This window comes from Chromatiales bacterium, assembly GCA_024234935.1.
Classification (GTDB): domain Bacteria; phylum Pseudomonadota; class Gammaproteobacteria; order Steroidobacterales.
On the sequence record JACKNI010000001.1, the window covers coordinates 927,430 to 949,736 of the forward strand.

Consider the following 22,307-nt stretch of genomic DNA (forward strand, 5'->3'; position numbering starts at 1 on the left):
ACTTGTAGTTGTGGTCGAATAGTCCTGCCGGGATCCCTGGCATGTCAAGCGGGGCAGTCTTGCTGCGGCGCCCGCACGCCTTGACATAAGGTCTGGCCTCGGACCGGTCGCAGGGCATCCATGCTATTCCCCGGAGCGGCGTGTAGCATTCGCCCCCCGCTTCAGCCCCCCCGACAGGATTCCGCCTTGATCACGACAGCCAATATCACCATGCAATTCGGCGCCAGGCCGCTGTTCGAGAATGTTTCGACCAAGTTCGGTGGCGGCAACCGCTACGGGCTGATCGGGGCCAACGGCTGCGGCAAGTCCACCTTCATGAAGATCCTCGGCGGCGATCTGGCCCCCACCTCGGGCAACGTGGCCCTGGATGCCGGTGTGCGCCTCGGCAAGCTGCGCCAGGACCAGTTCGCCTTCGAGGAATATCCGGTGCTCGATACGGTGTTCATGGGACATGCCGAACTCTGGGCCATCAAGCAGGAGCGGGATCGCATCTATGCCCTGCCGGAGATGAGCGAGGAAGACGGGATGCGGGTCGGTGAACTTGAAACCCTCTTCGCCGAACTCGACGGCTACACCGCCGAGTCCCGTGCCAGCGAGCTGCTGCGGGGTGTGGGTATTCCGGCAGAACTGGAAACCGGCCTGATGAGCGAAGTGGCACCCGGCTGGAAACTGCGCGTGCTGCTGGCCCAGGCGCTGTTCGGCAACCCGGACGTGCTGCTCCTTGACGAGCCCACCAACAACCTGGACATCAACTCAATCCGCTGGGTCGAGGACCTGCTCAATACCCGCGACTGCACGATGGTGATCATCTCGCACGACCGGCACTTCCTGAACAGCGTCTGCACGCACATGGCTGATCTCGACTACGGTGAGCTGCGCATCTATCCGGGCAACTACGACCAGTACATGACCGCATCCACCGTGGCTCGCGAACAACTGCTGGCCGACAACGCGAAGAAGAAGGCGCAGATCGCCGAGTTGCAGACCTTCGTCAGCCGCTTCTCGGCCAACGCGTCGAAGGCCCGGCAAGCGACGTCCCGCGCCCGCCAGATCGAAAAGATCGAACTGGCCGACGTGAAGCCCTCCAGCCGGGTGAGCCCGTTCATCCGCTTTGACCAGTCGCGGAAGCTCTACCGCCTGGCGCTGGAAGTCGAGGGGCTGACCAGGGGCTACGACGCAGAGCCGCTGTTCAGGAACCTGGACCTCAAGGTCGAGGTCGGCGAGCGGATCGCCATCATCGGCGCGAATGGTGTCGGCAAGACCACGCTGCTGAAATGCCTTGTACAGGAACTGGAGCCGGACCAGGGCACGGTCAAGTGGTCGGAGAACGTGACGACCGGCTACGTCCCGCAGGACCGTGGCGAGGATTTCGCCGAGGACCTCACGCTGTTCGACTGGATCCGCCAGTGGCAGCAGAAGACTGACGACGAGCAGGCGCTGCGCGCGACGCTCGGCCGCATGCTGTTCTCGAAGGACGAGAGCCGGAAATCAGTGAAGGTGATCTCGGGTGGTGAGGAAGGCCGCCTGCTGTTCGGCAAGATGATGCTGCTCAAGCCGAACGTGCTGCTGATGGACGAGCCCACCAACCACCTGGACATGGAATCCATCGAGGCTCTGAACCTGGCGCTGGAGAACTACGCCGGCACACTCATCTTCGTCAGCCACGACCGGGAATTCGTGGCGTCACTCGCCACCCGCGTGATCGAGATGAAGAGCGACGGGATCGTCGATTTCCACGGCGGATATGAGGAATACCTCAGCAGCCAGGGCGTGGCCGAGGTTCAGCAGCAGAGACGGCTCAGCAGATAAGCCTCGCTCCGTCAGCAACAGCAGCTGGAGGATTTTACTTAAGATCAATCATCCGTTTGGATGGTGCATCTGCAGCATTGTTGTTGGATACTCCGGCTATAAAAAGCAAGAAGGTCGGGGGGCCAAAATGGGAACGCAAGCGAAGACAGTGCTGTCGATAGCCGCACTGGTTGGGCTCAGTGGTATCGGTGTGGCGTATGCAGCGCCGGTTCCTGCAACCCTGGTGAGTGTCGGAAGTTACGGCAGGAACTCAACGACGCCCGGCGACTGGACTGCCACGGCAGCCAATACCGCCACCTGGACCTTCGATACCACCACGAATACGCTGGCGATTGCGAGCGGTACCTACGCACGTGTAGCCAAAGTGGGCTCTACCCCGCTGATGACACATACCATGACGGGTGTCACCATGAGCGCCGGTATAGCCACCGCCACGACCTGGTCGTGCACGGAAGGCGTTTTCGGTGGCATCATCGGCGCACACATTTGCGGCAACTACAACTTCGGCAGTAACTACACCAACGACAGTGTCTACACCCCGAGTACTGTTGGGGCCACCGTGACGATTGGTGGTGACGACATAGCCCTCGGCGACCCGCAGACGCTTGCCAACAGCTACAGCAACTTCAACCCTGCAGTTGCCATCCCTGGTGCAGCCACTGGTTTCCAGCGCTACACCTTCTCCAATGGTGCGGATCTGGTCCCAGGTGCCGGAGATTCAGCCACCGGCTTTGATACCGGCTATCTCTTTACCTTTGATATCCCGGTCACCCCGGCAGCCGATGCTGTCAATGATGGCCCTGTCGTTACCGCACCGTCGACTCCCACCCTCATTCCAGTGGGTGCAAACGATATAGGCTTTACTGATCCGGTAACCGTCACGGTGAGCACGGCGCCGGCCCACGGGATAATCACTGCAATCAGCGATACCGGTGCCGCGGCCGCCCAGACGATCACTTACACAGCAAGTCCTGGCTATACGGGCCCCGACACCTTTGTCTACTCGATGACTGACGGCGCCAGCACCGACACGGCCACCGTGACCATCACCGTCCAGCCAGCCCAGGCCAACGACGACATCATTTCCATCAGTAACGGCGCTGCAACCTCCATCAATGTGCTGGCCAATGACCAGGCCTTTGCCAACCCCGCAACCGTGACGATCACCGCCGGACCGAACCACGGCGTTGCGACCGTCAGCGGGTCCCCCGGCAACAAGTCTGCAATCCGCATCAACTACACGCCGACCACAGGCTACGCGGGCCCGGACAGCATCACCTATGAGGTCGATGATGGCTTCAATTCCGATACGGCGACGGTGGCAATCACGGTGCTGGTCTACAAGGCCAACAACGACAACTTCGTCGTGAGTCGCGACAACTGTTGCCAGTATTTGTACGTGGCCCGGAATGATGTGGGCTTTGGCAGCCAGGTCAGTGTCACGCTGATCCAGTCGCCCGACCACAACGGATCTGCATACGTCCAGAACAGTCCCGGCACGAAGAATGATGTCAATTTTTATTACTACCCGTATTCCTACAACTATCCGAATGACTATACGGAAACTTTCCGGTATCAGATCAGCGACGGCGTCCATACGGATACCGCCACCGTGTCTGTTGAGGTGGTTCGCTACAAGGCCATAGACGACCAGGCCGTTACCGGCGTCGGGACACCGGTAACCATCGGTGTAACCACCAACGACATCGGATTTGCCTACTACAACAAGACGGTCGGCATCTATACCACTCCGCAGCATGGCAGTCTGAGCATCAACGGCAATGGCGGCAGTTCCCCGAGCATTACCTACTCACCCGCACCCGGCTTCATGGGCACTGATACCTTCGAGTACGCCATCGATGACGGTGCACGGATAGACATCGCGACGGTCACTGTGGCTGTGATCATCGATCTCGACAACGACCTGGTGGATGATGCCGCGGATAACTGTCTCGGCGCCGCCAATAACAGTCAACGTGATACCGATGGCGACGGTTATGGCAACTGGTGCGATGCGGATCTGAACAACGACATGAAGGTCAACTTTGCCGACCTGGCGATCTTCCGCGCCCGCTTCGCCACCAGCAACGCTGATGCCGATCTCGATGGCAACGGCAACGTGAACTTTGCCGACCTCGCCCGGTTCAGGGCCCTGTTTGGCAAGCCGCCGGGGCCGTCAGCAACGGCGCCCTGAAGCCTGGCAGCAAGGCTGGAAGCGGCGCGTGCTCAGCCGAGGGCGGACCAGATGGCGCCGCCGAGCCCGCCGAGGATCAGGATCATGATCGGCAGCACCGAGATACCAAACCCGGCACCGCGCTTCTTCGGGTCCGCGATGTAGAGGCGCAGGTAGACAAGGCGCCCCGCGATGAACACCAGCCCGAGTATCGCCGCGCCCGTGGCGCTGACGTAAGTACCGAACAGCAGCATCCCCGGCACGAAGCTCACGAGCTGCTCCATCGTGTTGTAGTGAACCCGGTAATAGCGCTCGAACACCGGGTGGCCGGTGATGGCCGGCGCATCCACCTGATATTTCACCCGGGCCCGCCCGACAAGCGCGCCGAAGACGAAAAACTGGATCAGTGCCAGCGCGATGACGACGTGAACGGCAACCATACGCCCCTCCTCTTGGCCGAAAGACCGGCACCATTCTAGCTGGCCGGGGGTGGCTTCGCAGACAAGCGACAGGCAGTCGGCAGTTGTGAGTGGGCATCAAACAATTCCTCGACAAGGCGGGCCTATGCGGGTTGCCGCTCAGCACAGGCCTCTCGAACACGCCCACGAAGCCAGCGATGCGCCGGATCTCCATCCAGCCGCGGATGCCAGAGCAACGAAACCGCGAACTGCGGAACAGGCATTGGCAACGCGAAACTGTGCATCCCGGCGAAAAGAACTCCGGTGTGCCGCTCGTGAACGGTGGCCACCAGATCCGAGGCTCTCGCCAAAGCCAACGCGGCCGAGTATCCGCCGACTGTCGTGGAAATCTCGCGTTTCAGCCCACGTTCTGCCAGGGCGTCGTCCACATGGCTCTTTTCATAGTCTCTACGGGAGACATGGACATGAGCTGCGGCGGCATATCTTGATGGGGTGATTTTGCCCTTGCTCAGCGGATGCCCTATCCGCACGACACCGACGTAGCGGTCTCGAAACAGCGCCTGCGCGCGCAGCTCCGGACCAATTGCTTTGTCAATTACTCCCGTTTCCAGATCAACGGATCCATCGCGCAGCGGCCCACTGGTCTTGTCCAGTTTATGCAGGAAGTGCAATCGAACACCGGGTGCTTCTCGTGAGACGAGAACCAGAAGTCTCGCTCCGAAGTTTTCCACAAAGCCCTCACTGGCGCGAAACGTGAACGTTCGATCAAGGTGCTCGAGATCGAGTCTGTTAGCGGGACGCAATGCCGCTTCGGCGGCATGGACAAGTTGGCTGACCGAATCGCGGAGCTCCATCGCCCGGGGCGATGCGACCATGCCACGCCCTGCCCTGACCAGGAGCGGATCACCCGTTGCCTCCCGAAGCCGCGCGAGTGATCGGCTCATCGCCGAGGGGCTGAGCCGCAACCGCCGGGCAGCGCGGGCAACACTGCCCTCTGCGAGCAGCGCATCGAGCGTGAACAACAGATTCAGGTCCGGTCTGGCCATGGCGTCTCCTCGACGCCCAGGCTCATATATGGCGTCATATGCACTTATCGAGTGCAAATGATGCGCCTTCCGCCATGCCATCTCAATCACTACCTTAGCCGCCAGAAGCCTGAACTGATCGCGTCCAGGCAGAACGGGAGAAGAGGACATGGTTGGCAACACTCTTGAAACGTCGATTGAAGGAATCAGGGCGGCGTGGGGACCACTTTGCACTGAAGTGGTCGCTACCTGTCAGCGACACCTGGAGGATGCCCTCAAAGCGCCCGTCACAGAAGACTGGTTGTCGGCGCTGTACAGGGAAGCGCCGGCCAACAAGGAACTGTACCGGGACCCGCAACACGGGTTTGTGCTGCTGGCGCACTCGGAATATCCAGGGCTGTATCGACCGCCGCACGACCACGGCAGGGGGTGGGTCATCTATGCGATCCAGCAGGGTGAAATCGAGATGGGAACCTATGCCCGGGTCGAGAACGAAGATGGCAGCGCGAAGCTCGTCAAGAGAAACTCGACGGTGGTACGCCCCGGCCAGGTGCAAGTCTATCTGCCCGGAGATATCCATGACACCCGGTGCCTGACAGGGCCTGCGCTCCTGTTCCGCTTTACCGAGCGAGACTTGAAGAAGGAGGACGAAGAGGAACACCGGGTGACGAGGTATGTGGAGCGCGACGGCGTCTGGACCTCAGGTGCGTCATGAGCTCGCAATTCAATGATGCAGGGCCAGGTTTGCGGGGACGGCGCCGGACGGCCGCAATCGCTTCTGTACTGGCAGCCATGGTGCTTGTTGTGCTCGACGCCGCCATTGCCAACGTGGCACTGCCCACGATCGCGCGATCGCTGCAAGTGACGCCAGCGATGTCGATCTGGATCATCACCGCCTACCAGTCGGCACTGGTGGTGGCGTTGCTACCCAGTGCCGCGCTCGGTGAAAGCTTCGGCTTCCGCAAGGTTTTCACGGTCGGCGTTACTTTGTTTGTCGGCGCATCCGTGCTGTGTGCGCTGTCACCGTCCCTCCCATGGCTCGTCGCCGCCCGCTTCCTCCAGGGGCTCGGGGGAGCGGCTGTCATGGCGCTCGGCGTTGCGCTGCTGCGCACTGTGGTCCCACATGCACGTCTCGGCGCCGCCATCGGCTGGAACGCCCTTGCCGTCGCGCTGTCATCTGCGGCCGGTCCGTCCATTGGTGCAGCGATTTTGTCGTGGGCGAGCTGGCCGTGGCTGTTCGCCTTTAACCTGCCCTTGGGCGTTCTGGTGCTGCTCGCGAGCCGCGCTCTGCCGCACATCAGTGGCACTGCGCGCCGGCTGGACTTGCTCAGTGTGGCGATGAATGCAGGTGCCTTTGCATCTTTTGTCATTGGCGCAGAGATACTACCCGGACGACCGGCGCCGGCTGCCGCACTGATCGCCGCGGCGATCATCATACTGATGGCGTTGGTCCGACGGGAGAGACCCAAGGAAGCGCCGCTGATCCCGCTCGACCTGCTCAGCGCCGACTCGTTCCGCATTTCAGTGACTGCATCGGTACTGTGCTTTACGGGAGTGGCCGCTGGCCTGGTGGCGTTGCCCTTCTACCTGCAGCACGGACTCGGACAGAGCGTCTGGATGACAGGGCTCTACATGACGCCATGGCCGCTAACGGTGGCCGTCGCAGCTCCGCTTGCAGGTCGACTCGCGAGTCATGTGTCAACGGCATGGCTCTGCGCAGCGGGCGGTATTTGCCTCGCCTTCGGGCTTGCGGTTGCCGCGATTTGGCCGTTAAAGGAAAGCCTGCTGCCGCTCGCACTTCTCACAAGTTTGTGCGGCCTTGGATTCGGCCTGTTTCAAGTACCGAACAACCAGAACATGTTTCTCGCAGCGCCGCGCGAGCGAAGTGGTGCGGCGGGAGGCATGCAGGGTACCGCGCGGCTGACGGGCCAAACGGCGGGCGCAATCACCATGACCCTGCTCTTTACCCTGGCATCTGTCGACACAGCGCCCCGGATCGGACTCGGCATCGCTGCGGTGCTGGCATTGGCTGGGGGCCTAGTGAGCGTGCTCCGCGTGAGACTGACAGCTACCGACCCACATGAAACATAACTGCTGCCCAAGCTGCTTACGTCGCGCGGTCGAAGTCGCTGGCCGCGTGCCGCTCGCGGAGCTGCTTGCCCCCGTCACCCGACACACGGTTGACGCGCCGTCCGCGCTGCACGGCTTCGCGCCCGGCGATGCCGGCCGTCCAGCGCAAGACATGGGGATAGGACTGCACGTCGAGGAACTCGGCTGCGCCGTATACCTCGTTGCTGACCAGGCCGCCGTACCACGGCCAGCAGGCGATGTCGGCGATGCTGTAGTCGTCGCCGGCCAGGTAAGTGTGCCGGGCGAGACGCTGGTCGAGCACGTCGAGCTGCCGCTTGACCTCCATCGCGTAGCGGTTGATGGCGTACTCGATCTTGATATCTGCATACTTGTAGAAATGCCCAAAGCCGCCACCCACGAAGGGCCCGGCACCCGTCTGCCAGAAGAGCCACGACAGGGCCTCCGTCCGGGCTGCATGGTCCTGTGGCAGCAACGCGCCAAACTTGTCGGCCAGGTACAGCAGGATGGCGCCGGACTCGAAGACGCGCACCGGTTCGGGCCCGCTCCGGTCCAGCAACGCAGGGATCTTGGAGTTCGGGTTTAGTGCGACAAAGCCGCTGCCGAACTGCTCCCCTTTGCCGATATCGATCGTATACGCGTCGTACTCGGCCCCCGCGTGCCCCAGCGCGAGCAGTTCCTCGAGCATGATGGTCACCTTCATGCCGTTCGGTGTCGCGAGTGAGTAGAGCTGCAAAGGGTGCTTGCCGACCGGCAGCTCTGCCTCGAAGCGCGCGCCCGCCGTGGGACGGTTGATGTTGGCGAACGCACCGCCGTTACCGGGCTTCCATGTCCACACTGCCGGTGGCGAATAGGATGGTGAATCACTCATGCTTGCTCTCCTGCCTCCGTACCGCTCCGCAATCTTCGCCAGCTCTCATCGTGATACGAAATGTGGTCGCGCCACCACTACTCAAGAGGGCAAGGGCTTCGCCTCGTCCGTCTGTCCGGCAGCTCTCGCCGACAGCGTGAGCCCCAGCGCAAGCATGATTCCCGCGACGACGGTCATGCCGAGGAATGCCGCCTGGTAGCCCACGACACCACTGCCGGCCGATGCCGCAATACTGCCGACCAGGGCGGCGCCGACCAGCCGGCCCATCGAGGTGAAGTTGCTGAGCAGACCCTGGGCTGTGCCACGCTCATTGGGCAGGCTGTTGTCGATTATCACCATGCGCAGTGGCGCGCCCTGCACGCCACCAAGGCCGGTACTGCCGAGCACGCTGGCGAGGATAAAGCTCGCGACGCTGATGTGCGCCAGCCCGAAGATGAGCAGGCTGCAGACGACCATCAACACGCTCACGGTGACGATAGTCCGCGTGCTGATGCGGTTTATCAGGCGGCCGGCAACCGCCGAGGCAATGATTGCGCCGAGGACGCCCGGCAGGAGCATCCACGACGCCGTGCTCGGTGTCACCCCGATGGCCGCGATGGCAAGCGCCGGATAGAACGCGCCACCGGACTGGACGGCGCCGATGCACGTACCTATCAGCGAAGCGGTTGCGACAGGCCGCGAGCGCAGCAGGCCGGGACGGACGATCGGGTCAGCGGCGCGATTCTCGATGCGCCAGAACACCGGCACCAGCACCACAAGCACACCGGCTGCCAGGGCGCTCCGGCCTGAAAGCAGGCTGCGCAGCAGTTCGCGGGTGTCCAGGCTGCTGACGAACAGCACGAGCGCGGCAAGCGCCACTGACAAGGTGGCAATGCCACCGATATCGAGCGGCTTTCTGGCGCTGCCAGCAGCGGCCGGCAGCACGCGGTACGCACCAGCCATGAGGACTGCGGCGATCGGCAGATTGACGAGGAAGAGCCATTGCCAGCCATAGGGCAGCAGCAGTCCGCCCATGATGGGTCCCACCAGGAATGCGAGTCCGAAGACCGTGCCGAGGATGCCGAGGGCCGGGCCGCGCTCCCGGGACGGCAGCGTATTGCCGATGACCGCCGCAGCTATGGGAAAGATACCGCCGCCACCGAAGCCCTGCAGCGATCGGCCGAGGTACAGCACCCAGGGGTCAGGCGCGATCACCAGCAGCAGCGACCCGCCGGCGAAAAAACCGATGCTGACCAGGTAGGCCAGGCGTGGACCCACGCGGTCGGCAAACTTCGCCAGCATCGGCGTGCCAATCATCTGGCACAGCACGTAGGCGTTGAACAGTACCGCCAGCTGACGGCTGGTCATGCCGAAGTCCGCCTGGATGGCCGGCAGGGCCGGGCCCACGATGGCGAGATCGAGCGCGCCCATCAGCACGCCAGTAAACAACAAGGGCAGCAGGGTTCTGGATTTTTGCGGATTCAAGATGGGTCCCCGGACGACGTCATGCATGTCATTCGACAGTCAACCGCCGGCGGATTCCGACTGAAGATCATCAGATCCAGCCGCAGCGGCCACTGGCAGCATACCGGCGGCGAAGCGGGCCTTTATCAGCGACTCAGGATTGAATTCCGCTGAGTGCCGACAGACACGAAAGGCCCCTGGTCATTCCCACTCGATCATCAACGGCATGGGCAAGCCGTTGTCTGGTCTAGAGCTTCGTTCTGCGAGTTGCATTTTTACCGTCAGATATACCGTCAATCTCACCTGATGCCCTGCAACAGCTTTCAGCATCTATCGACATCTATTGAGGAGCATCGGCACCTTGATACGAGTCCGCTTTCGAGATGTATCGAGATCTATCGGCTCTGGTGGTAGCTCACACGCTGCATAAACTGCGCTGGCGTGAGGATGGGAATGCCTTCATGAGCGACCAACTCCAGCAGGTCGCGGTCACCGCTGATGATCGCGTCGGCCCGCCCGATCACTGCGAGCGCGAGAAACTTGTCGTCATCCGGATCACGGGAGATGCCCGTCGCTGTTCCGGCATCCTCGAGCCAAAGCGCCAATTCCACCAGTTCGGACAGGAACAGGTTCCACGCCTCAGGTTCGCGGTACCGATCAAACTTGGGTCGATCCAGACGTGACACCAGCTCAGTAAACGTCGCCTCCGACATCAGTATGTCGATGTCGTTGTCCAGCACAGCATCCACGAGCTGACGCGCTGTTCCGGAGGGTGAGATCAGCGCTGCAATCCAGACGTTGCTGTCGATGACCAGCCTTTCAGCTTTCATCCGCGAGCAGCTTGTCCAGCACGTCCTCGGTCATGCCCTGAGCCGCCGCGTGTTCGCCAGCGCGTTGCATGGCCTGGCGCAGTCGTTTGCGCGCCATGTGCTGCCGACGGGCGTAGCTCTCTGCGGAAATCACCACCACCGAGGGGCGGCCGTTGCGCGTAATGCTGACGGGTTGACGCTGGGCGGCCTCCAGCACTTCGCCGAACCGGTTTTTGGCTTCCAGGGCGGTAACGCTTTTCATCACAGCTAGAATAGCTATTATGGACGGAACAAACAAGGACGATCGCCCGCGTACCCCCCCCCGACGGCCCCGAGCCGAATGTCGCTGGCGGCAAGGCAAATCTAAGCACGCTCCAAGCTCAGCCAAGGCGTGGAGCAGGGCATTATGTCCAACCGGCGCATAGCGCCTGGCCGCGCGGGTTGCGCTTGCGAGCGGCGTGACAGCCGCGTCAGGCTGTGCGGACACCATGCTCGATCATTGCAAAGCAAGGACGCGACGGACTTCCCGTGCTTGTCCCATTCAATGCCTACAAGTTACTGCGTTCAGAATCCCCGGTTTTGCCTTGGAGTACATGCGGGCTGTCCAGCTGATCCAGCACGGCAATCAGTGACTCCAATGAGTCTTTGCTTGCTTCCCTATCCTGACGGACGGAGCGAACATTTTTCAGGGCATCATCAATCGCATCATCAACCTCGATCCATTTTTTCGCAGTTGGCCGCACGCAGCAATGCCTCCGCGTTGTCCAAAGTGAATTCCAGATCACCGATACGCGCTTTCGCTGCCGCGGGTTCGTCCCTTAAAACCATCTTCAAAGTATCTGCAGAAATCGTACGAAAAACTGACAAATCGCCTAACGGAGCCGCCACTGTTGAATTCAGCAGAGAAGGATCATTCAGCTGCACTTGCCGCCAGTAATAGCCGCTGCTGGCAATCAGGACCAACACAGATACAACAACAGCGGTCTGCCAACCCGCACCGGATTTTCCGTCAGCCTCCGCGACATCTATTTGTGCTTTCGCCATCAAATCACGCTTTGTGATTGACCAGTATGCAACCAGCACAAAAATAGCGGCGGCGAAGATAGCACTGGTGACAGTCGCACCCAGACCTATGCCACCGTTGACCGCAGACTGTGAAAGATAGTCACCCAGCGATGCGCCAAGGGGCCGCGTCAGAATATATGCCAGCCAGAACGCCAGCACCGCGTCCAACTTCAGATACCAGAGGATAGTAATCGCCGAAATTGCACTGGCGACAATGATCCCGGTCAGCGGATAACCCAGACCTAGACTCTCGGCCATCAGATCGCCGGCAGCAGTACCGAGCGCGAAGGTGGAAAGTATGGCGAACCAATAGAACAACTCACGGCGCCAGGTAACAATCGAGTGAATCGAAAGCGTTTTCTCCTGCTCATACCAGATCACGAATGTAATCAGCAGCGTGACGCTGAAGAACAAGGTACTGGCCTCAAGTGGCACCCCGATTTCATCGCTAAGAATGTCAGTAATCAGCGTACCGAACACACTGATCAACACCACCGCCAACCAATATACTTTTGGATTGTATTGGCTCTCTCTAAACTGAAAATAGAGCGCGACAATAAGCACAATACCCGTTGCGACAGAGGTCCACGTAAGCCCGAAGCCCAGATCGACGTTCAGAAAATCGGCGGCAGATTCTCCGACGGTGGTGCAAAGAATTTTGATAACCCAGAAGTAGATCGTGACTTCAGGCACTTTGCTCAACATGGTCGAATGATTTTTTCGGGTCATATTCGATTATCAACGCAAATAGCGACGATTTGGTCGCGCTTGAGAACACCAACTGCTGCCACATCACCGTCGACCACCAGCCAAACAAACTTTTTGGCGTGAATTTAGTTCAGGCCATTCGCGCCTGAAGACGCTCCTGCACAATACAGATCAGGCCGCCGGTGCAGACCGTGTCAACCGGAACTGAGTCGCCAACAGCAACGCGGCCACAACGAGTCCGGTAACCAGAATGAAGGCCTGATTGTAGGATCCCGTACGGTCAAAGATGGCGCCGATCATCGCCGGCCCCATGCCGCCGCCGAATGTATCGAGTACGGTGATGGCGCCCAGGATCTTGCCCAGATGCCGCGGGCCAAAGTAGTCGGCCGCGAGGAGTTGCAGCAATGTATACAATCCGCCCCAGCCGAGGCCGAAGCAGACCAGGCCAGCCCATATCGCATTGTTCCCCGACAGCGTAAGGATGCCGGCACCGATGGCCATGGTCGTCAGCGTGCCGATAAAAATGCGTTGACAGCCGACTCTGTCTGCCAGAAAACCGCTGGCGATCTTGCCAATCAATCCCAGGTAGAACAGTACCGTGTAGCTCAAACTCGCCCCGGTCTGATCGAAACCCTGGCCGAGCATGTAGAGATTCAGGTGGGCTTGCGTACCAATGATCGCAAAGAAGGTAAACATCGCAATCAAGGCCAGGATCCAGAAATTCGGTGTGCGAATTGCTGTGCCCAGTGTCAGGCTGGTGATGCTTGCCGGTGCAGCGCCATTCGCCTTCGCAACCGGCATCTGCCGATCCAGATTGGCCGGATGCTCCCGGACGACAAACAAAATCACCGGAATCAGAAACAGCGGCAACAGGCTGATCCATCGGAAGGCAGACTGCCAGCCAACGGCTTCCATCAAGATGGCATTGAGGGGTGGCAGCGTGCCGTTGCCGAGACTGGTGCCTGCCAGCGCGATTCCGAGGGCCAGGCCCCGGTCCTTGACGAACCATCGCGATACCAGGATCACGTTGACTATCAGGCCGCAGGAGGCGAGCGCCGAGGCAAACAGAATGTGAATGGCGTAAATGTCGCTGAGGCTGTCGACGGTTGAGTAAAGGTAGTATCCGGCCGACAACAACAGCGCACCGATTATCATCAAGGGGCGGACGCCGAAGCGGTCGGCAGCAGCACCCGCCAGGGGCGCCATGAGCCCGCTGACCGCAAGCGTGATCGCATCCCGCAACTTGAAATCGCTAAGACTGACAGGGCCGCCCGTGGCCTCCTTCAGTGCGTCGAGCAGTGGCCGGTCGAAGACGTTCAAGCCTCCCAGCGTCATGCCATTTGTAACCACCAGGATGACGGCCGCCGATACGGCAATGACCCACCCGTAGTACATGCCGCTACCGTTTTCTACCGTCATGGATTGCTCTCCCTTTTTTTCCGGTGACGCATGAGTAATTTCCGCCCGCTCAGCCGCGACACGGGATTCCTGCTCCCACCGTCGGTGGATGAGTGGCTGCCGCAGCGAAACCTGGCGCGCTTTGTGGTGGAGATGGTCGATCAGCTGGAAATGTCGGCACTGGTCAATGCCTATATCGCTTATTTTAAAGTGCGAACGCCGAGCGACAAGTAATGGCAACGGATTGATGAGAGCTGGCGGATCGTCTTGATTGCTGTTCTAATCTGGGCTGGCACTTTATCGTTGCTGAACGCATGGCCGATGAATGCGAGTGAGAATTCGCGGCTGGCGTTTGAGCTTTGCAAGGCTTCGCAATGGCGAATCCGGCGCCGATATCGACGCCTTGTTTGTTGATGGCCATCGCAAGGCGCAACGTGCCGCTTGGCTGTTCTGGACGCTGATCATCATGGCCTGGCTCGGAATTGTTCAACCCTTTTGACGTCTCAACAATATGAGAGTAACAGTGATGCTGTTTCTGGTTTACCTGGAAGACATTACGGACAACATGCGTATTCGTGAGCCGTTGCTGAAGGAACACATGGCGCATATTGGCAGACATATCGGGGCGATCAAGATGGCCGGCCCGTTCATGCGTGATGACGGCAGCGCGCCGGCCGGCGGCATGCTGCTCATCGAAGCAGAGTCGAAGCAGCAGGTCATCGATATCATCGAGGCCGATCCGTATAACAAGGCTGGCCTGTGGCCACAGGTCCGTATCCATGCCTTCAAGGACCTGGTCAACAGCTGGCGACAGCCAGCCTGATCCGCACACGGCCATGCCACTGAACAGCCCGCCTGCCATTCGCCCATCCGCTGAACTCATCGCGGCGCTTCACGGCATCATGGGAGCACAACGCGTTATCACCAGCGCTGACGAGTGTGAACTGTTGTCCGGGGACTTGTACTCCCAGGGAAAGACGGCGACCGCAGTCATCCGGCCATCCGGCACGCAGATGCTAGCGAGCGCAGTGGCACAGATTTCGGCCGCAGGCTATGTGCTGGTGCCACGTGGCGGTGGTATGTCCTACACCGGCGGCGTGTGTCCCGCGTCGGTGTCCTCGGTTGTGGTGGACACCGTTGAGCTTCAGGGCGTGGTCGACTTTGATCCTGGCAACATGACTATAACCGTCGGTGCCGGCACGACCTGGGAAGCCATTTATAAACATCTGGCACCGCACGGGCTGCGTCTGCCCTACTTCGGAACCTTTTCCGGACGCCGCGCGACCGTTGGTGGAGGGCTGTCCAACGGTGCCGTATTTCTCGGCACAGCACGGTATGGCAGTGCTGCCGAGAACGTGCTGGGACTGGAAATCGTGACGGCCGATGGCGGCATTCTGCGCACCGGCCAGGCAGGATTCCGCCACGGCAAACCGTTTTACCGGACGCACGGTCCGGATCTGACCGGGCTGTTTGTACATGATAGCGGTGCGCTCGGCATCAAGACCGAGGCCACCTTCAGGCTGATCGAAATGCCGCAGCATATCGAGTACCTGTCCGGCGCTTTTCGCGACGCACATTCAGCGGCCACAGCCCTGTCGGCTATCGCCCGGTCGGGCGCAGCAGAAGAGGCATACGTGTTCGATGCCCAGACCACATCCAGAAATATGGCGGGCGGCACGCTCAAGGGTGACATTGCCACCCTGGGCAGGGTGGTCGGCAACCAGAAAAACCTGCTGGCAGGTCTGAAGGCCGGCGCGCGCCTCGTTGCGGCCGGCAAAGGTGTCGTGCCGGCGGGCGCCTGGTCATTGCATCTTGTTTGTGCCGGGCGCAGTGCTGCCACTACCAGGTCCGATCTGGAGCTGTGCCGACGGCTGCTCGAGCGGCATGGCGGCAAGGAGATCCCTGCCTCCATCCCGGTGGCCGTGCGTGCCGCACCCTTCAACAATCTCAATGGTGTGCTCGGCCCGGCTGGCGAACGCTGGGTGGCGCTGAATGCCAAGGTCCCGCACAGCGATGCGCATCAACTGATCGATGCGTTCAATCAGATGATCGAGCCACACCGGGCAATGCTTCAAGAGGCTGGTGTCGAGTTGTCCACCCTGCTGACGGCGATGCAGACGCATGCCTTCAGTTTCGAAACTGTCTTTCACTGGTTCGACAGCTGGTTGCCCCTGCATCGCGCGATTCCTGATCCGGAGCACCTCAGAAGATTGACCGAGCCACAGCCCAATCCGGCTGCGCGTAACCTGGTTGCGCGCCTGCAGCGCGAAACACTGGCGCTGTTCGACTCCCTGGGTGCGGCCTCGAATCAGTTGGGGCGCACCTACGCTTACGCCGACAAACTGATGCCGGAGAATCGTGCGCTGCTCGTGGCGATCAAGTCCCGGCTCGATCCGCGCGGCTTGATGAACCCCGGGGTACTTGGCCTGCCAATCGACAACACAGCGCAGGATCAGGCCCCCAACCCTGCGAAGGACGGACCAAAGGCGCCATCATGCTGATTCAGGTCATCATGGTGGCGCATATCATCGTCGTGGGTTACTGGCTGGGCTCCGACCTGGTCATCAACAGCACCTTTCGCTATGTCTCGCGGGCCGCAGCTATGCCCTTCGCAGACCGGGACCGGCTACTCGAGCATGTGCTGGATGTCGACCAGCATGTTCGTTACGCGCTGATTCTCCAGGTCTGGCTGGGTACAGCGCTCGGTGCGCTGCTCGGGTATTTTCCCGGCGGGATCTGGTTGGCTGGAGTTGCCACGCTGCTGGGAATTGCCTGGCTGGTCGTGGTCGAGTTCACCCACCGACTGAGAAGCGGGCCAAAAGGCCGTGCACTGGGGCTGATCGACCGGACCATCCGGTATACAGCAATCGTCACTGCCGCGATGATGGCAATCGGTACCTTGATGGGCTACTTTTCCATAGCGGGCTGGCTGGCAATCAAGCTGGGCTTGTTCGCCGCGATCATTGTCAGTGGGCTCGGCATACGCTATGAACTCGTCCACTATTTTGCGGTATGGAATACCATTCGGCTGGAAGGCTCAACAGAAGAACGTGAGCGACTCCTGCGCAGTCGATACAAAAGCTCGACGACCGTACTGGTGCTGCTCTGGCTGCTGGTCGCCTCGATCGTCGCGGTGAGCGTTCTTAAGCCGGGCTGGGCGTAGCGCAGTGCAACCTGGTCGGTACGCAAACTGAGTGCTTCAGCGAGAGGTACACAGCTGATGAACTCATCTAATGACTCCACTGCAGCCGCCACGCCACAGCTGAATCAGGTCCGACCCCGTTACGGAAACCCCAGCCCCCTAAGGCGGACCCCGCAACGGCGGCCTCGACCCGGCCGGCAGGTTCCGCGATGCCAGTTACTCACCATCGGGACAATCGCTACTGTCTCATTTATTGATTACTGATACTCCTTGCCACCCCACTTGAAGATGTAGCTGGCATCGTCGAACTACAGGTCTGGGATGGCGGGCAAGGCGTCGGCCCAATATAACGCTCTGATCGTCGAACACCCGCTAAATGCTGGACCGGAAATTGCGTGAATAATGACCTCTAGCGTCTCCAGGTTTGACCCGTGTTAAGCCGCTCGATCGTATCGGCCAGGCGCTTGCTCGCTATCGATCGCATCGACTGGCCCTCGGGAATGCTGGCCAGCGTATTGGCGGGAAGGTGTTCGAAGTCGCGATACGACTCGTAATAAGCCTGGAAAGGCTGCCGCGCGAGCAGGTTGGTCATGCCGGGCAGGCTTCTTTCCGACCTGAGGGCAGCAATATCGATCTTGCCGGCCGCTTGCGATTCACCGAAGCCTGCTGCGTCGATAATCTCACCACGCGGACCCACAACCTTGCTCATACCATCGGTAGACGATTCAGACAGGCCTATCGATCGATAGCTACCCGTATTGGCGGAGACCACATAAGCCAGGTTTTCTATGGCGCGAGCACGTTTTGCCAGATCCTTCATGGTCACTTCGACACTGCCGACCTCCGACGAGGAATGACAGATCACTTCGGCACCGCGCATTACGAGACACCGCGCCAGTTCAGGATACAGGATCTCTTCGGACGCAATACATGCCAACCGGCCGATATCCGTGTCGACGACTGGAAACACGCCATCCAGTCCATAGCGATCGACATACTCGTCCCACACATCATAAGGAGTGGGCGAATACATGGAAATCAGTCGTCGGTACCTCAGGATCAGGTCACCCGACGGTGCGATGATGAAACTCGTCTGAAAGTAGAGCTCGGGAAAATACTGATCCGTTTCATAGGCATTGCCACTCAGATAGACACCGCTGGACTGAGCGATGCGACCGAGAAATTCGTATTCAGGGCCATTCGGATCCAGCGCAGCCTTGCTCTTCCACTCTGCAGAACTTTCTCCCAGTGGAAACCCTGTCAGGAAGTACTCCGGTAGAACCACCAGCTTGACCTGCCGCCCGTTATAGATCTTGAGAAATGCACTCGAACCTCGAACGACCTCGCCATAACGTTCGAGCGAGCTTGCAATCCGTCGCCGGGCACTCTGCGGGTCGTCCTGGTTCACAGGATCGCAGGCCAGCTGGAGCGCCAATGCGGTGTAGCGAGGAATCCCGCCGTCCAGGTCGGGCTGCAAACTAGCCGCCGACGCGTCAACTGTCCCGGATGAAGTCAGTACGGCAGATCCAACAGCCGCTCCCACCATGAAGTCACGCGTGCTGATGACATTCGCGGCTTTTTTCTCTGAGTAGTCGCCAGACACTAACTACACCCTATCCTTACGTACCATGAGAAACTCAACGTTATATTTTTTTTCCAGCACAGGCAGCCAGCTGTCCGGACCTCGCGTATCAATGTTCCTGCCGATAGGCCACATACGCCGGGCAGTCCTGCGCAGAGCATCAGGAAGTAAGCCGGATGTTCGATGGTTCTTGCAGATCCTCTGCCGCAGCCTGGATCGCAACGACTGGCCCGCGATTGATATAGATCGCCTTCTGGCGCAGAAACCGCGTCAGGCCGGTCGAGCCCATTCGGGAAGGCCCCATTCCAGACAGACGGAAGGCTGACTTACAGGCATCGAAAACCATCGTCGTCATGCCTGCATCATTGATACTGATTCCTCCCGCCTCAATTTGTTCGGCTACCCGCAGGGCGTCATCTTCGTTCGGGCCAAACACCGCGCCGGAGAGTCCATAGCGCGTGTCGTTAGCCAGTGCTATGGCTTCAGCTTCCTCGACGTACTTCATGACGGGCATGACCGGACCGAAGGTTTCCTCGGTCATGACGGCCATGGAATGATCGACTCGGCTCAGAACCGTCGGCTCGACCCACAGGCCGCCGCCCAGTTCCCGGACTTGTCCGCCGGTTTCGATCTGTGCGCCCTTCGCGACAGCGTCTTCAATGTGCTGACGGATAATCTCCGCCTGGCAATCAAAGATCAGCGGACCAACGATGCCCTGCCTGATATCCGGATAACTCAGCCGGGCAGCGCGAGCCTTGTCGGCCAGCAACGCCACGAACGCATCGTATTGGCTTTCGTGAACGTAGATCCGTTCCAGCGACTGACAGGCCTGGCCGGTGGCCAGAATGGAGGCGCGGAGAATCGCAGTGGATGCGCGCTCGAGATCGCTACCAGGCAGCAGGATGGCGGGGTCCTTGCCGCCCAGTTCGAGAAAGGCCGGAATGAAGGCCGCCGCAGCCGCAGCTGCGACTTTCTGTCCCGTCGCAACACTGCCGGTGAACGCCACGACGTCCACGTGCTGAATCAATGCTGCCCCGCTGCGCCCATCGCCGTGCACAAAGCCAAGCACGTCCCGCAGTTCCGGCACGGTGGCAATACACGCCTCGACCGGCACTGAAAACCGTGGTGTAACTTCACTGGTTTTGATCAGGGCCGCACATCCGGCCAGCAGCGCTGGAACAACGTCGATGAACGACAGGATCATCGGGAAATTCCATGGCGTAATCGCGCCAAGCAACGCATACGGCTCCAGGCGCTGCTGCACACCCACCAGAGGCAGATTGCCAGCTGGCCGCTCGCTATGCGCTTGCACCAGATCTGGTGCAAGCCGACACCAGTTGTCGATACTGTCGATGACGGTCTCGACCTCGATGCTAGCAATCCGGCGTCGACCGGTATCGGCTTCAAGCGCGGCGATAATATCTCCACGCCAGGCAACCAGCGCCGTCTTGAAGGCCTGCAGAACCTCAATGCGCGACTTTACGTTGAGCCGCTTCCACTTCTGTTGCGCCGTGCGCATGGCACGAACCCTGGGTTCGATATCCGTGGCCGTCGCAACGATCAGTTCGAAATCAAGTTGGCCGGTGCGTGGGTTGCGGACTCTCAATGAACCAGCCTCACCGGCCACTTGAGCTGAACTACTCGTAAAAGAAAGGGGAAGTGAATCCAAATGTCAGTTGAGCCAGCGGCTCACCCTATCCAGAAGGGCCTTCATTTCTTCCTGTGTTTTCGGTAATTGATCCGGCGGCATGTCAAGGTGGTTCGGTGGTAACTCCTGCTGGAATTGTCCAAAAATTTCTTTCACCATCTCCGTCGGATAGCGAGGCAACAGACGGCCCTCACGAAGCTTCGCAATCGGGATCTCCGCTTCGATTATCGCCTCAACGTTACGCGGTTCTTCCGCAAGTACAACTCCGCCGGGACCGGCAATCAGCGATTTGCCACCCATTTGCTCGGCATATGGGAGCTCTGGAGAAACCGCCATGTTCGACATCGCTGTGTAGAAGTTGTTGTAATAGGCGATCGCACGAACGTCGATCGGCGAGAACCCGGTCGCCGTGCGGAACATGATTTCAGTGCCGCGCATTGCGAAGGCAGCGTAAATCAGCGGATCGAGCTGTACCGTGCTTACGGCAATATTACCGTACTCGGTCTGCAGGACGGGATACTCCGCCTCGATACCATATCGCTCACGGAACTTGTCGCGCACGTTCTCGATCGTAGTCGTTGGAACCTCTCCGCTTGGGTCGTATCTGGTCGCATTACGTGTCTTCCAGAAAATCTGTGCGACCTCGCCCTGACGATTAATGACAGGGTTAAGACTAAGAATATGTCCCGGCCAGCTGGAATCACGCGCGTAGCTGCCGAAAATTACATAGGTATCGCAGGCTTTAGCCATTTCTCCTATGCGACGGGTCTCCGGCCCCGGGATTTCGATCGTGTATTTAAGCTTCTCCGCTCGGGGACCAGCCGAGTAACCAGTCAATGGAAATTCGTTAAATAGTATGAAATCAGGCTTTTTGCCTTCGCTGCATGCCTTGTCGATCCAGTACTGCATACGCCGGAGGTTTTCTTCAAGGCCAGCCGCCGGATTATCTGCTTGCTGGATATTGAGTGCGATGTGCTGGACGACCTTTACAACTACCACGTCTTTCGCAAGCGGTTTTACCGGATAAGTCCCATCCGCTCTCACAAGCTGCGGGATCTGCGGTTTGACTTGCCGGGTTTGCTCATTCTGCTCCCCTGACGCGCATGCGCCGAGACCAACCAGCATGGACAATGCGATTACATTCTTCATTCTTCTCATACTAATTACCTCTAGAGTGGTATGTCTGCTCGCAGTTGTTTGCAAGCAAGTTCTCTTGTGCATTTTTCACTATTGCCCGATCACGTCTTTCGTAGGCGCACTGCGGTTTATCGGCTACTTCCAGAACGACATCTGACATAAGGCTGATACAGGCGCCATTCGAATGCTTCCCACCGCACCCGACAAAATACCGGGAACCTAGAGCTTCGCTTCACCCGGCAGCTTCAAAGAGTCGTCAGTCGCGTGAAATACCTTTGAGATGCAGGCCGATTTAGCAACACAGTCAACCACCAGGAGCGCCAGGTCGCGACGGGTGATCATCCCGAGGGCAGTCTGATCTTCGACCAGCTTGCCCTTCCCGGTAGCAGGAGCATCCCCATCGATTACGAGACCACCCGTTCGAATGATGGTGTAAGGAACTTGCCCCTTGAACACTGCGCTTTCGGCACGGCCGCGCTCCTCAAGGAAGCTGGTGTACTCGCCCCATTTGATATCGGGGAAATTTTTTATGTTATCCCCTGCGCCGACGGAACTGATAAAGATAATCTGGCGCACTCCAGACTTTTCGCTTGATTTTACAATTTGCTGCATGGCTTGACCGTGGTCATAGGAAAAGACATCTGCACGGCGCCCGGATGCGTCGATCAGCACCGTAAATTTGCCCGACTCGATGGCAGATGCGATTTCGTTGCCGTTGTCGAGGTTGCCAATTGCATAGTCGACGTCGAGGCCCTTCAAGCGACTGCGGTCCGATGTCGAGCGTGCGAACACTGTGACAGCATCACCTGCATCGATGAGATCAGCGACGATATAGGCACCAAGCTTGCCCGTTCCTCCAAACACCAGAACCTTCTCGGCCGCTGTTGCGACATTCGCCAAAACCGAAACGACTGTCATAAAAAGAATTAATACGAATCGCATGTGACTTCTTCCTCTACCTGAAAATAAAATCGCCTGCCACCCTTTTAC

Annotated in this window: 20 protein-coding genes and 1 pseudogene; 9 read left to right on the forward strand and 12 right to left on the reverse strand. The window is 59.5% G+C overall.

The window, feature by feature from the left end; all coding sequences use genetic code 11:
• Positions 1–186 precede the first annotated feature (186 nt).
• Positions 187–1,809: an ABC-F family ATPase gene (locus H6979_04430; protein ID MCP5139081.1), complete on the forward strand. Its 1,623-nt coding sequence runs from the start codon at positions 187–189 to the stop codon at positions 1,807–1,809.
• Between the two features lie 127 nt (positions 1,810–1,936).
• Positions 1,937–4,003: a hypothetical protein gene (locus H6979_04435; GenBank protein ID MCP5139082.1), complete on the forward strand. Its 2,067-nt coding sequence runs from the start codon at positions 1,937–1,939 to the stop codon at positions 4,001–4,003.
• A gap of 32 nt (positions 4,004–4,035) precedes the next feature.
• On the opposite strand, the gene H6979_04440 is transcribed toward H6979_04435, so the two are convergent.
• Both H6979_04440 and H6979_04445 read right to left on the reverse strand, forming a co-directional pair.
• The gene (locus H6979_04440; GenBank protein MCP5139083.1) at positions 4,036–4,422 is read right to left on the reverse strand and encodes an MAPEG family protein; all 387 of its coding nucleotides are present in this window, start codon (positions 4,420–4,422) and stop codon (positions 4,036–4,038) included.
• A 122-nt stretch (positions 4,423–4,544) separates the two neighbouring features.
• Positions 4,545–5,447, reverse strand: coding sequence for a LysR family transcriptional regulator (locus H6979_04445; GenBank protein MCP5139084.1), 903 nt, complete (start codon positions 5,445–5,447; stop codon positions 4,545–4,547).
• A gap of 148 nt (positions 5,448–5,595) precedes the next feature.
• On the opposite strand from H6979_04445, the gene H6979_04450 reads away from it, so the two are divergent.
• Both H6979_04450 and H6979_04455 read left to right on the forward strand, forming a co-directional pair.
• Complete coding sequence (locus H6979_04450) at positions 5,596–6,141, forward strand: hypothetical protein (protein MCP5139085.1); 546 nt, start codon at positions 5,596–5,598, stop codon at positions 6,139–6,141.
• Positions 6,138–7,517 (forward strand): MFS transporter, encoded by a 1,380-nt coding sequence (locus H6979_04455; GenBank protein MCP5139086.1) that lies wholly within the window; start codon positions 6,138–6,140, stop codon positions 7,515–7,517. Before H6979_04450 ends, H6979_04455 begins: the two co-directional genes overlap by 4 nt.
• A gap of 16 nt (positions 7,518–7,533) precedes the next feature.
• Here H6979_04455 and yghU read toward each other — a convergent pair whose 3' ends face one another.
• From yghU to H6979_04485, 6 genes and pseudogenes are all read right to left on the reverse strand, one after another.
• Positions 7,534–8,385, reverse strand: a complete 852-nt coding sequence (gene yghU / locus H6979_04460) for a glutathione-dependent disulfide-bond oxidoreductase (protein ID MCP5139087.1) — start codon at positions 8,383–8,385, stop codon at positions 7,534–7,536.
• 81 nt (positions 8,386–8,466) lie between these two features.
• On the reverse strand, positions 8,467–9,849 hold the full coding sequence (locus H6979_04465; GenBank protein ID MCP5139088.1) for an MFS transporter: 1,383 nt from the start codon (positions 9,847–9,849) through the stop codon (positions 8,467–8,469).
• 374 nt (positions 9,850–10,223) lie between these two features.
• Positions 10,224–10,658, reverse strand: a complete 435-nt coding sequence (locus H6979_04470; GenBank protein ID MCP5139089.1) for a putative toxin-antitoxin system toxin component, PIN family — start codon at positions 10,656–10,658, stop codon at positions 10,224–10,226.
• Positions 10,648–10,899, reverse strand: coding sequence for a type II toxin-antitoxin system Phd/YefM family antitoxin (locus H6979_04475; protein ID MCP5139090.1), 252 nt, complete (start codon positions 10,897–10,899; stop codon positions 10,648–10,650). Before H6979_04475 ends, H6979_04470 begins: the two co-directional genes overlap by 11 nt.
• A 286-nt stretch (positions 10,900–11,185) precedes the next feature.
• Positions 11,186–12,431 (reverse strand): annotated as a pseudogene (locus H6979_04480) (hypothetical protein).
• A 150-nt stretch (positions 12,432–12,581) separates the two neighbouring features.
• On the reverse strand, positions 12,582–13,829 hold the full coding sequence (locus tag H6979_04485) for an MFS transporter (GenBank protein ID MCP5139091.1): 1,248 nt from the start codon (positions 13,827–13,829) through the stop codon (positions 12,582–12,584).
• A 30-nt stretch (positions 13,830–13,859) separates the two neighbouring features.
• Between H6979_04485 and H6979_04490 the strand changes: the two genes are divergently transcribed.
• The 5 genes from H6979_04490 (at position 13,860) to H6979_04510 (ending at position 16,971) form a co-directional block, all read left to right on the forward strand.
• Complete coding sequence (locus tag H6979_04490) at positions 13,860–14,042, forward strand: hypothetical protein (GenBank protein MCP5139092.1); 183 nt, start codon at positions 13,860–13,862, stop codon at positions 14,040–14,042.
• 97 nt (positions 14,043–14,139) lie between these two features.
• A complete protein-coding gene (locus H6979_04495; protein ID MCP5139093.1) occupies positions 14,140–14,307 on the forward strand; it encodes a hypothetical protein in 168 nt (55 codons plus the stop codon).
• Positions 14,308–14,334: 27 nt separating this feature from the next.
• Positions 14,335–14,631: a hypothetical protein gene (locus H6979_04500; GenBank protein ID MCP5139094.1), complete on the forward strand. Its 297-nt coding sequence runs from the start codon at positions 14,335–14,337 to the stop codon at positions 14,629–14,631.
• A gap of 13 nt (positions 14,632–14,644) precedes the next feature.
• Positions 14,645–16,309 carry an FAD-binding oxidoreductase gene (locus H6979_04505; GenBank protein ID MCP5139095.1) on the forward strand — a complete coding sequence of 555 codons (1,665 nt, stop codon included), beginning with the start codon at positions 14,645–14,647 and terminating at the stop codon, positions 16,307–16,309.
• The gene (locus tag H6979_04510) at positions 16,303–16,971 is read left to right on the forward strand and encodes a hypothetical protein (protein ID MCP5139096.1); all 669 of its coding nucleotides are present in this window, start codon (positions 16,303–16,305) and stop codon (positions 16,969–16,971) included. The genes H6979_04505 and H6979_04510 overlap by 7 nt, the downstream gene beginning before the upstream one ends.
• Positions 16,972–17,359: 388 nt before the next feature.
• On the opposite strand, the gene H6979_04515 is transcribed toward H6979_04510, so the two are convergent.
• The 4 genes from H6979_04515 to H6979_04530 form a co-directional block, all read right to left on the reverse strand.
• The gene (locus H6979_04515; protein ID MCP5139097.1) at positions 17,360–18,553 is read right to left on the reverse strand and encodes a nitrilase; all 1,194 of its coding nucleotides are present in this window, start codon (positions 18,551–18,553) and stop codon (positions 17,360–17,362) included.
• A 139-nt stretch (positions 18,554–18,692) separates the two neighbouring features.
• Complete coding sequence (locus tag H6979_04520; protein MCP5139098.1) at positions 18,693–20,159, reverse strand: aldehyde dehydrogenase family protein; 1,467 nt, start codon at positions 20,157–20,159, stop codon at positions 18,693–18,695.
• A 45-nt stretch (positions 20,160–20,204) separates the two neighbouring features.
• Positions 20,205–21,338: a hypothetical protein gene (locus H6979_04525; GenBank protein ID MCP5139099.1), complete on the reverse strand. Its 1,134-nt coding sequence runs from the start codon at positions 21,336–21,338 to the stop codon at positions 20,205–20,207.
• Between the two features lie 198 nt (positions 21,339–21,536).
• Positions 21,537–22,259, reverse strand: coding sequence for an NAD(P)H-binding protein (locus H6979_04530; GenBank protein ID MCP5139100.1), 723 nt, complete (start codon positions 22,257–22,259; stop codon positions 21,537–21,539).
• Positions 22,260–22,307: the final 48 nt, after the last annotated feature.

Coding starts and splice junctions, on each gene's coding strand:
- H6979_04525 (MCP5139099.1), bottom strand. CDS start 21,338: ATGAGAAGAATGAAGAATGTAATCGCATTGTCCATGCTGGTTGGTCTC.
- H6979_04435 (MCP5139082.1), top strand. CDS start 1,937: ATGGGAACGCAAGCGAAGACAGTGCTGTCGATAGCCGCACTGGTTGGG.
- H6979_04510 (MCP5139096.1), top strand. CDS start 16,303: ATGCTGATTCAGGTCATCATGGTGGCGCATATCATCGTCGTGGGTTAC.
- H6979_04490 (MCP5139092.1), top strand. CDS start 13,860: ATGAGTAATTTCCGCCCGCTCAGCCGCGACACGGGATTCCTGCTCCCA.
- H6979_04500 (MCP5139094.1), top strand. CDS start 14,335: ATGCTGTTTCTGGTTTACCTGGAAGACATTACGGACAACATGCGTATT.
- H6979_04445 (MCP5139084.1), bottom strand. CDS start 5,447: ATGGCCAGACCGGACCTGAATCTGTTGTTCACGCTCGATGCGCTGCTC.
- H6979_04475 (MCP5139090.1), bottom strand. CDS start 10,899: ATGAAAAGCGTTACCGCCCTGGAAGCCAAAAACCGGTTCGGCGAAGTG.
- H6979_04505 (MCP5139095.1), top strand. CDS start 14,645: ATGCCACTGAACAGCCCGCCTGCCATTCGCCCATCCGCTGAACTCATC.
- H6979_04470 (MCP5139089.1), bottom strand. CDS start 10,658: ATGAAAGCTGAAAGGCTGGTCATCGACAGCAACGTCTGGATTGCAGCG.
- yghU (MCP5139087.1), bottom strand. CDS start 8,385: ATGAGTGATTCACCATCCTATTCGCCACCGGCAGTGTGGACATGGAAG.
- H6979_04455 (MCP5139086.1), top strand. CDS start 6,138: ATGAGCTCGCAATTCAATGATGCAGGGCCAGGTTTGCGGGGACGGCGC.
- H6979_04485 (MCP5139091.1), bottom strand. CDS start 13,829: ATGACGGTAGAAAACGGTAGCGGCATGTACTACGGGTGGGTCATTGCC.
- H6979_04450 (MCP5139085.1), top strand. CDS start 5,596: ATGGTTGGCAACACTCTTGAAACGTCGATTGAAGGAATCAGGGCGGCG.
- H6979_04440 (MCP5139083.1), bottom strand. CDS start 4,422: ATGGTTGCCGTTCACGTCGTCATCGCGCTGGCACTGATCCAGTTTTTC.
- H6979_04530 (MCP5139100.1), bottom strand. CDS start 22,259: ATGCGATTCGTATTAATTCTTTTTATGACAGTCGTTTCGGTTTTGGCG.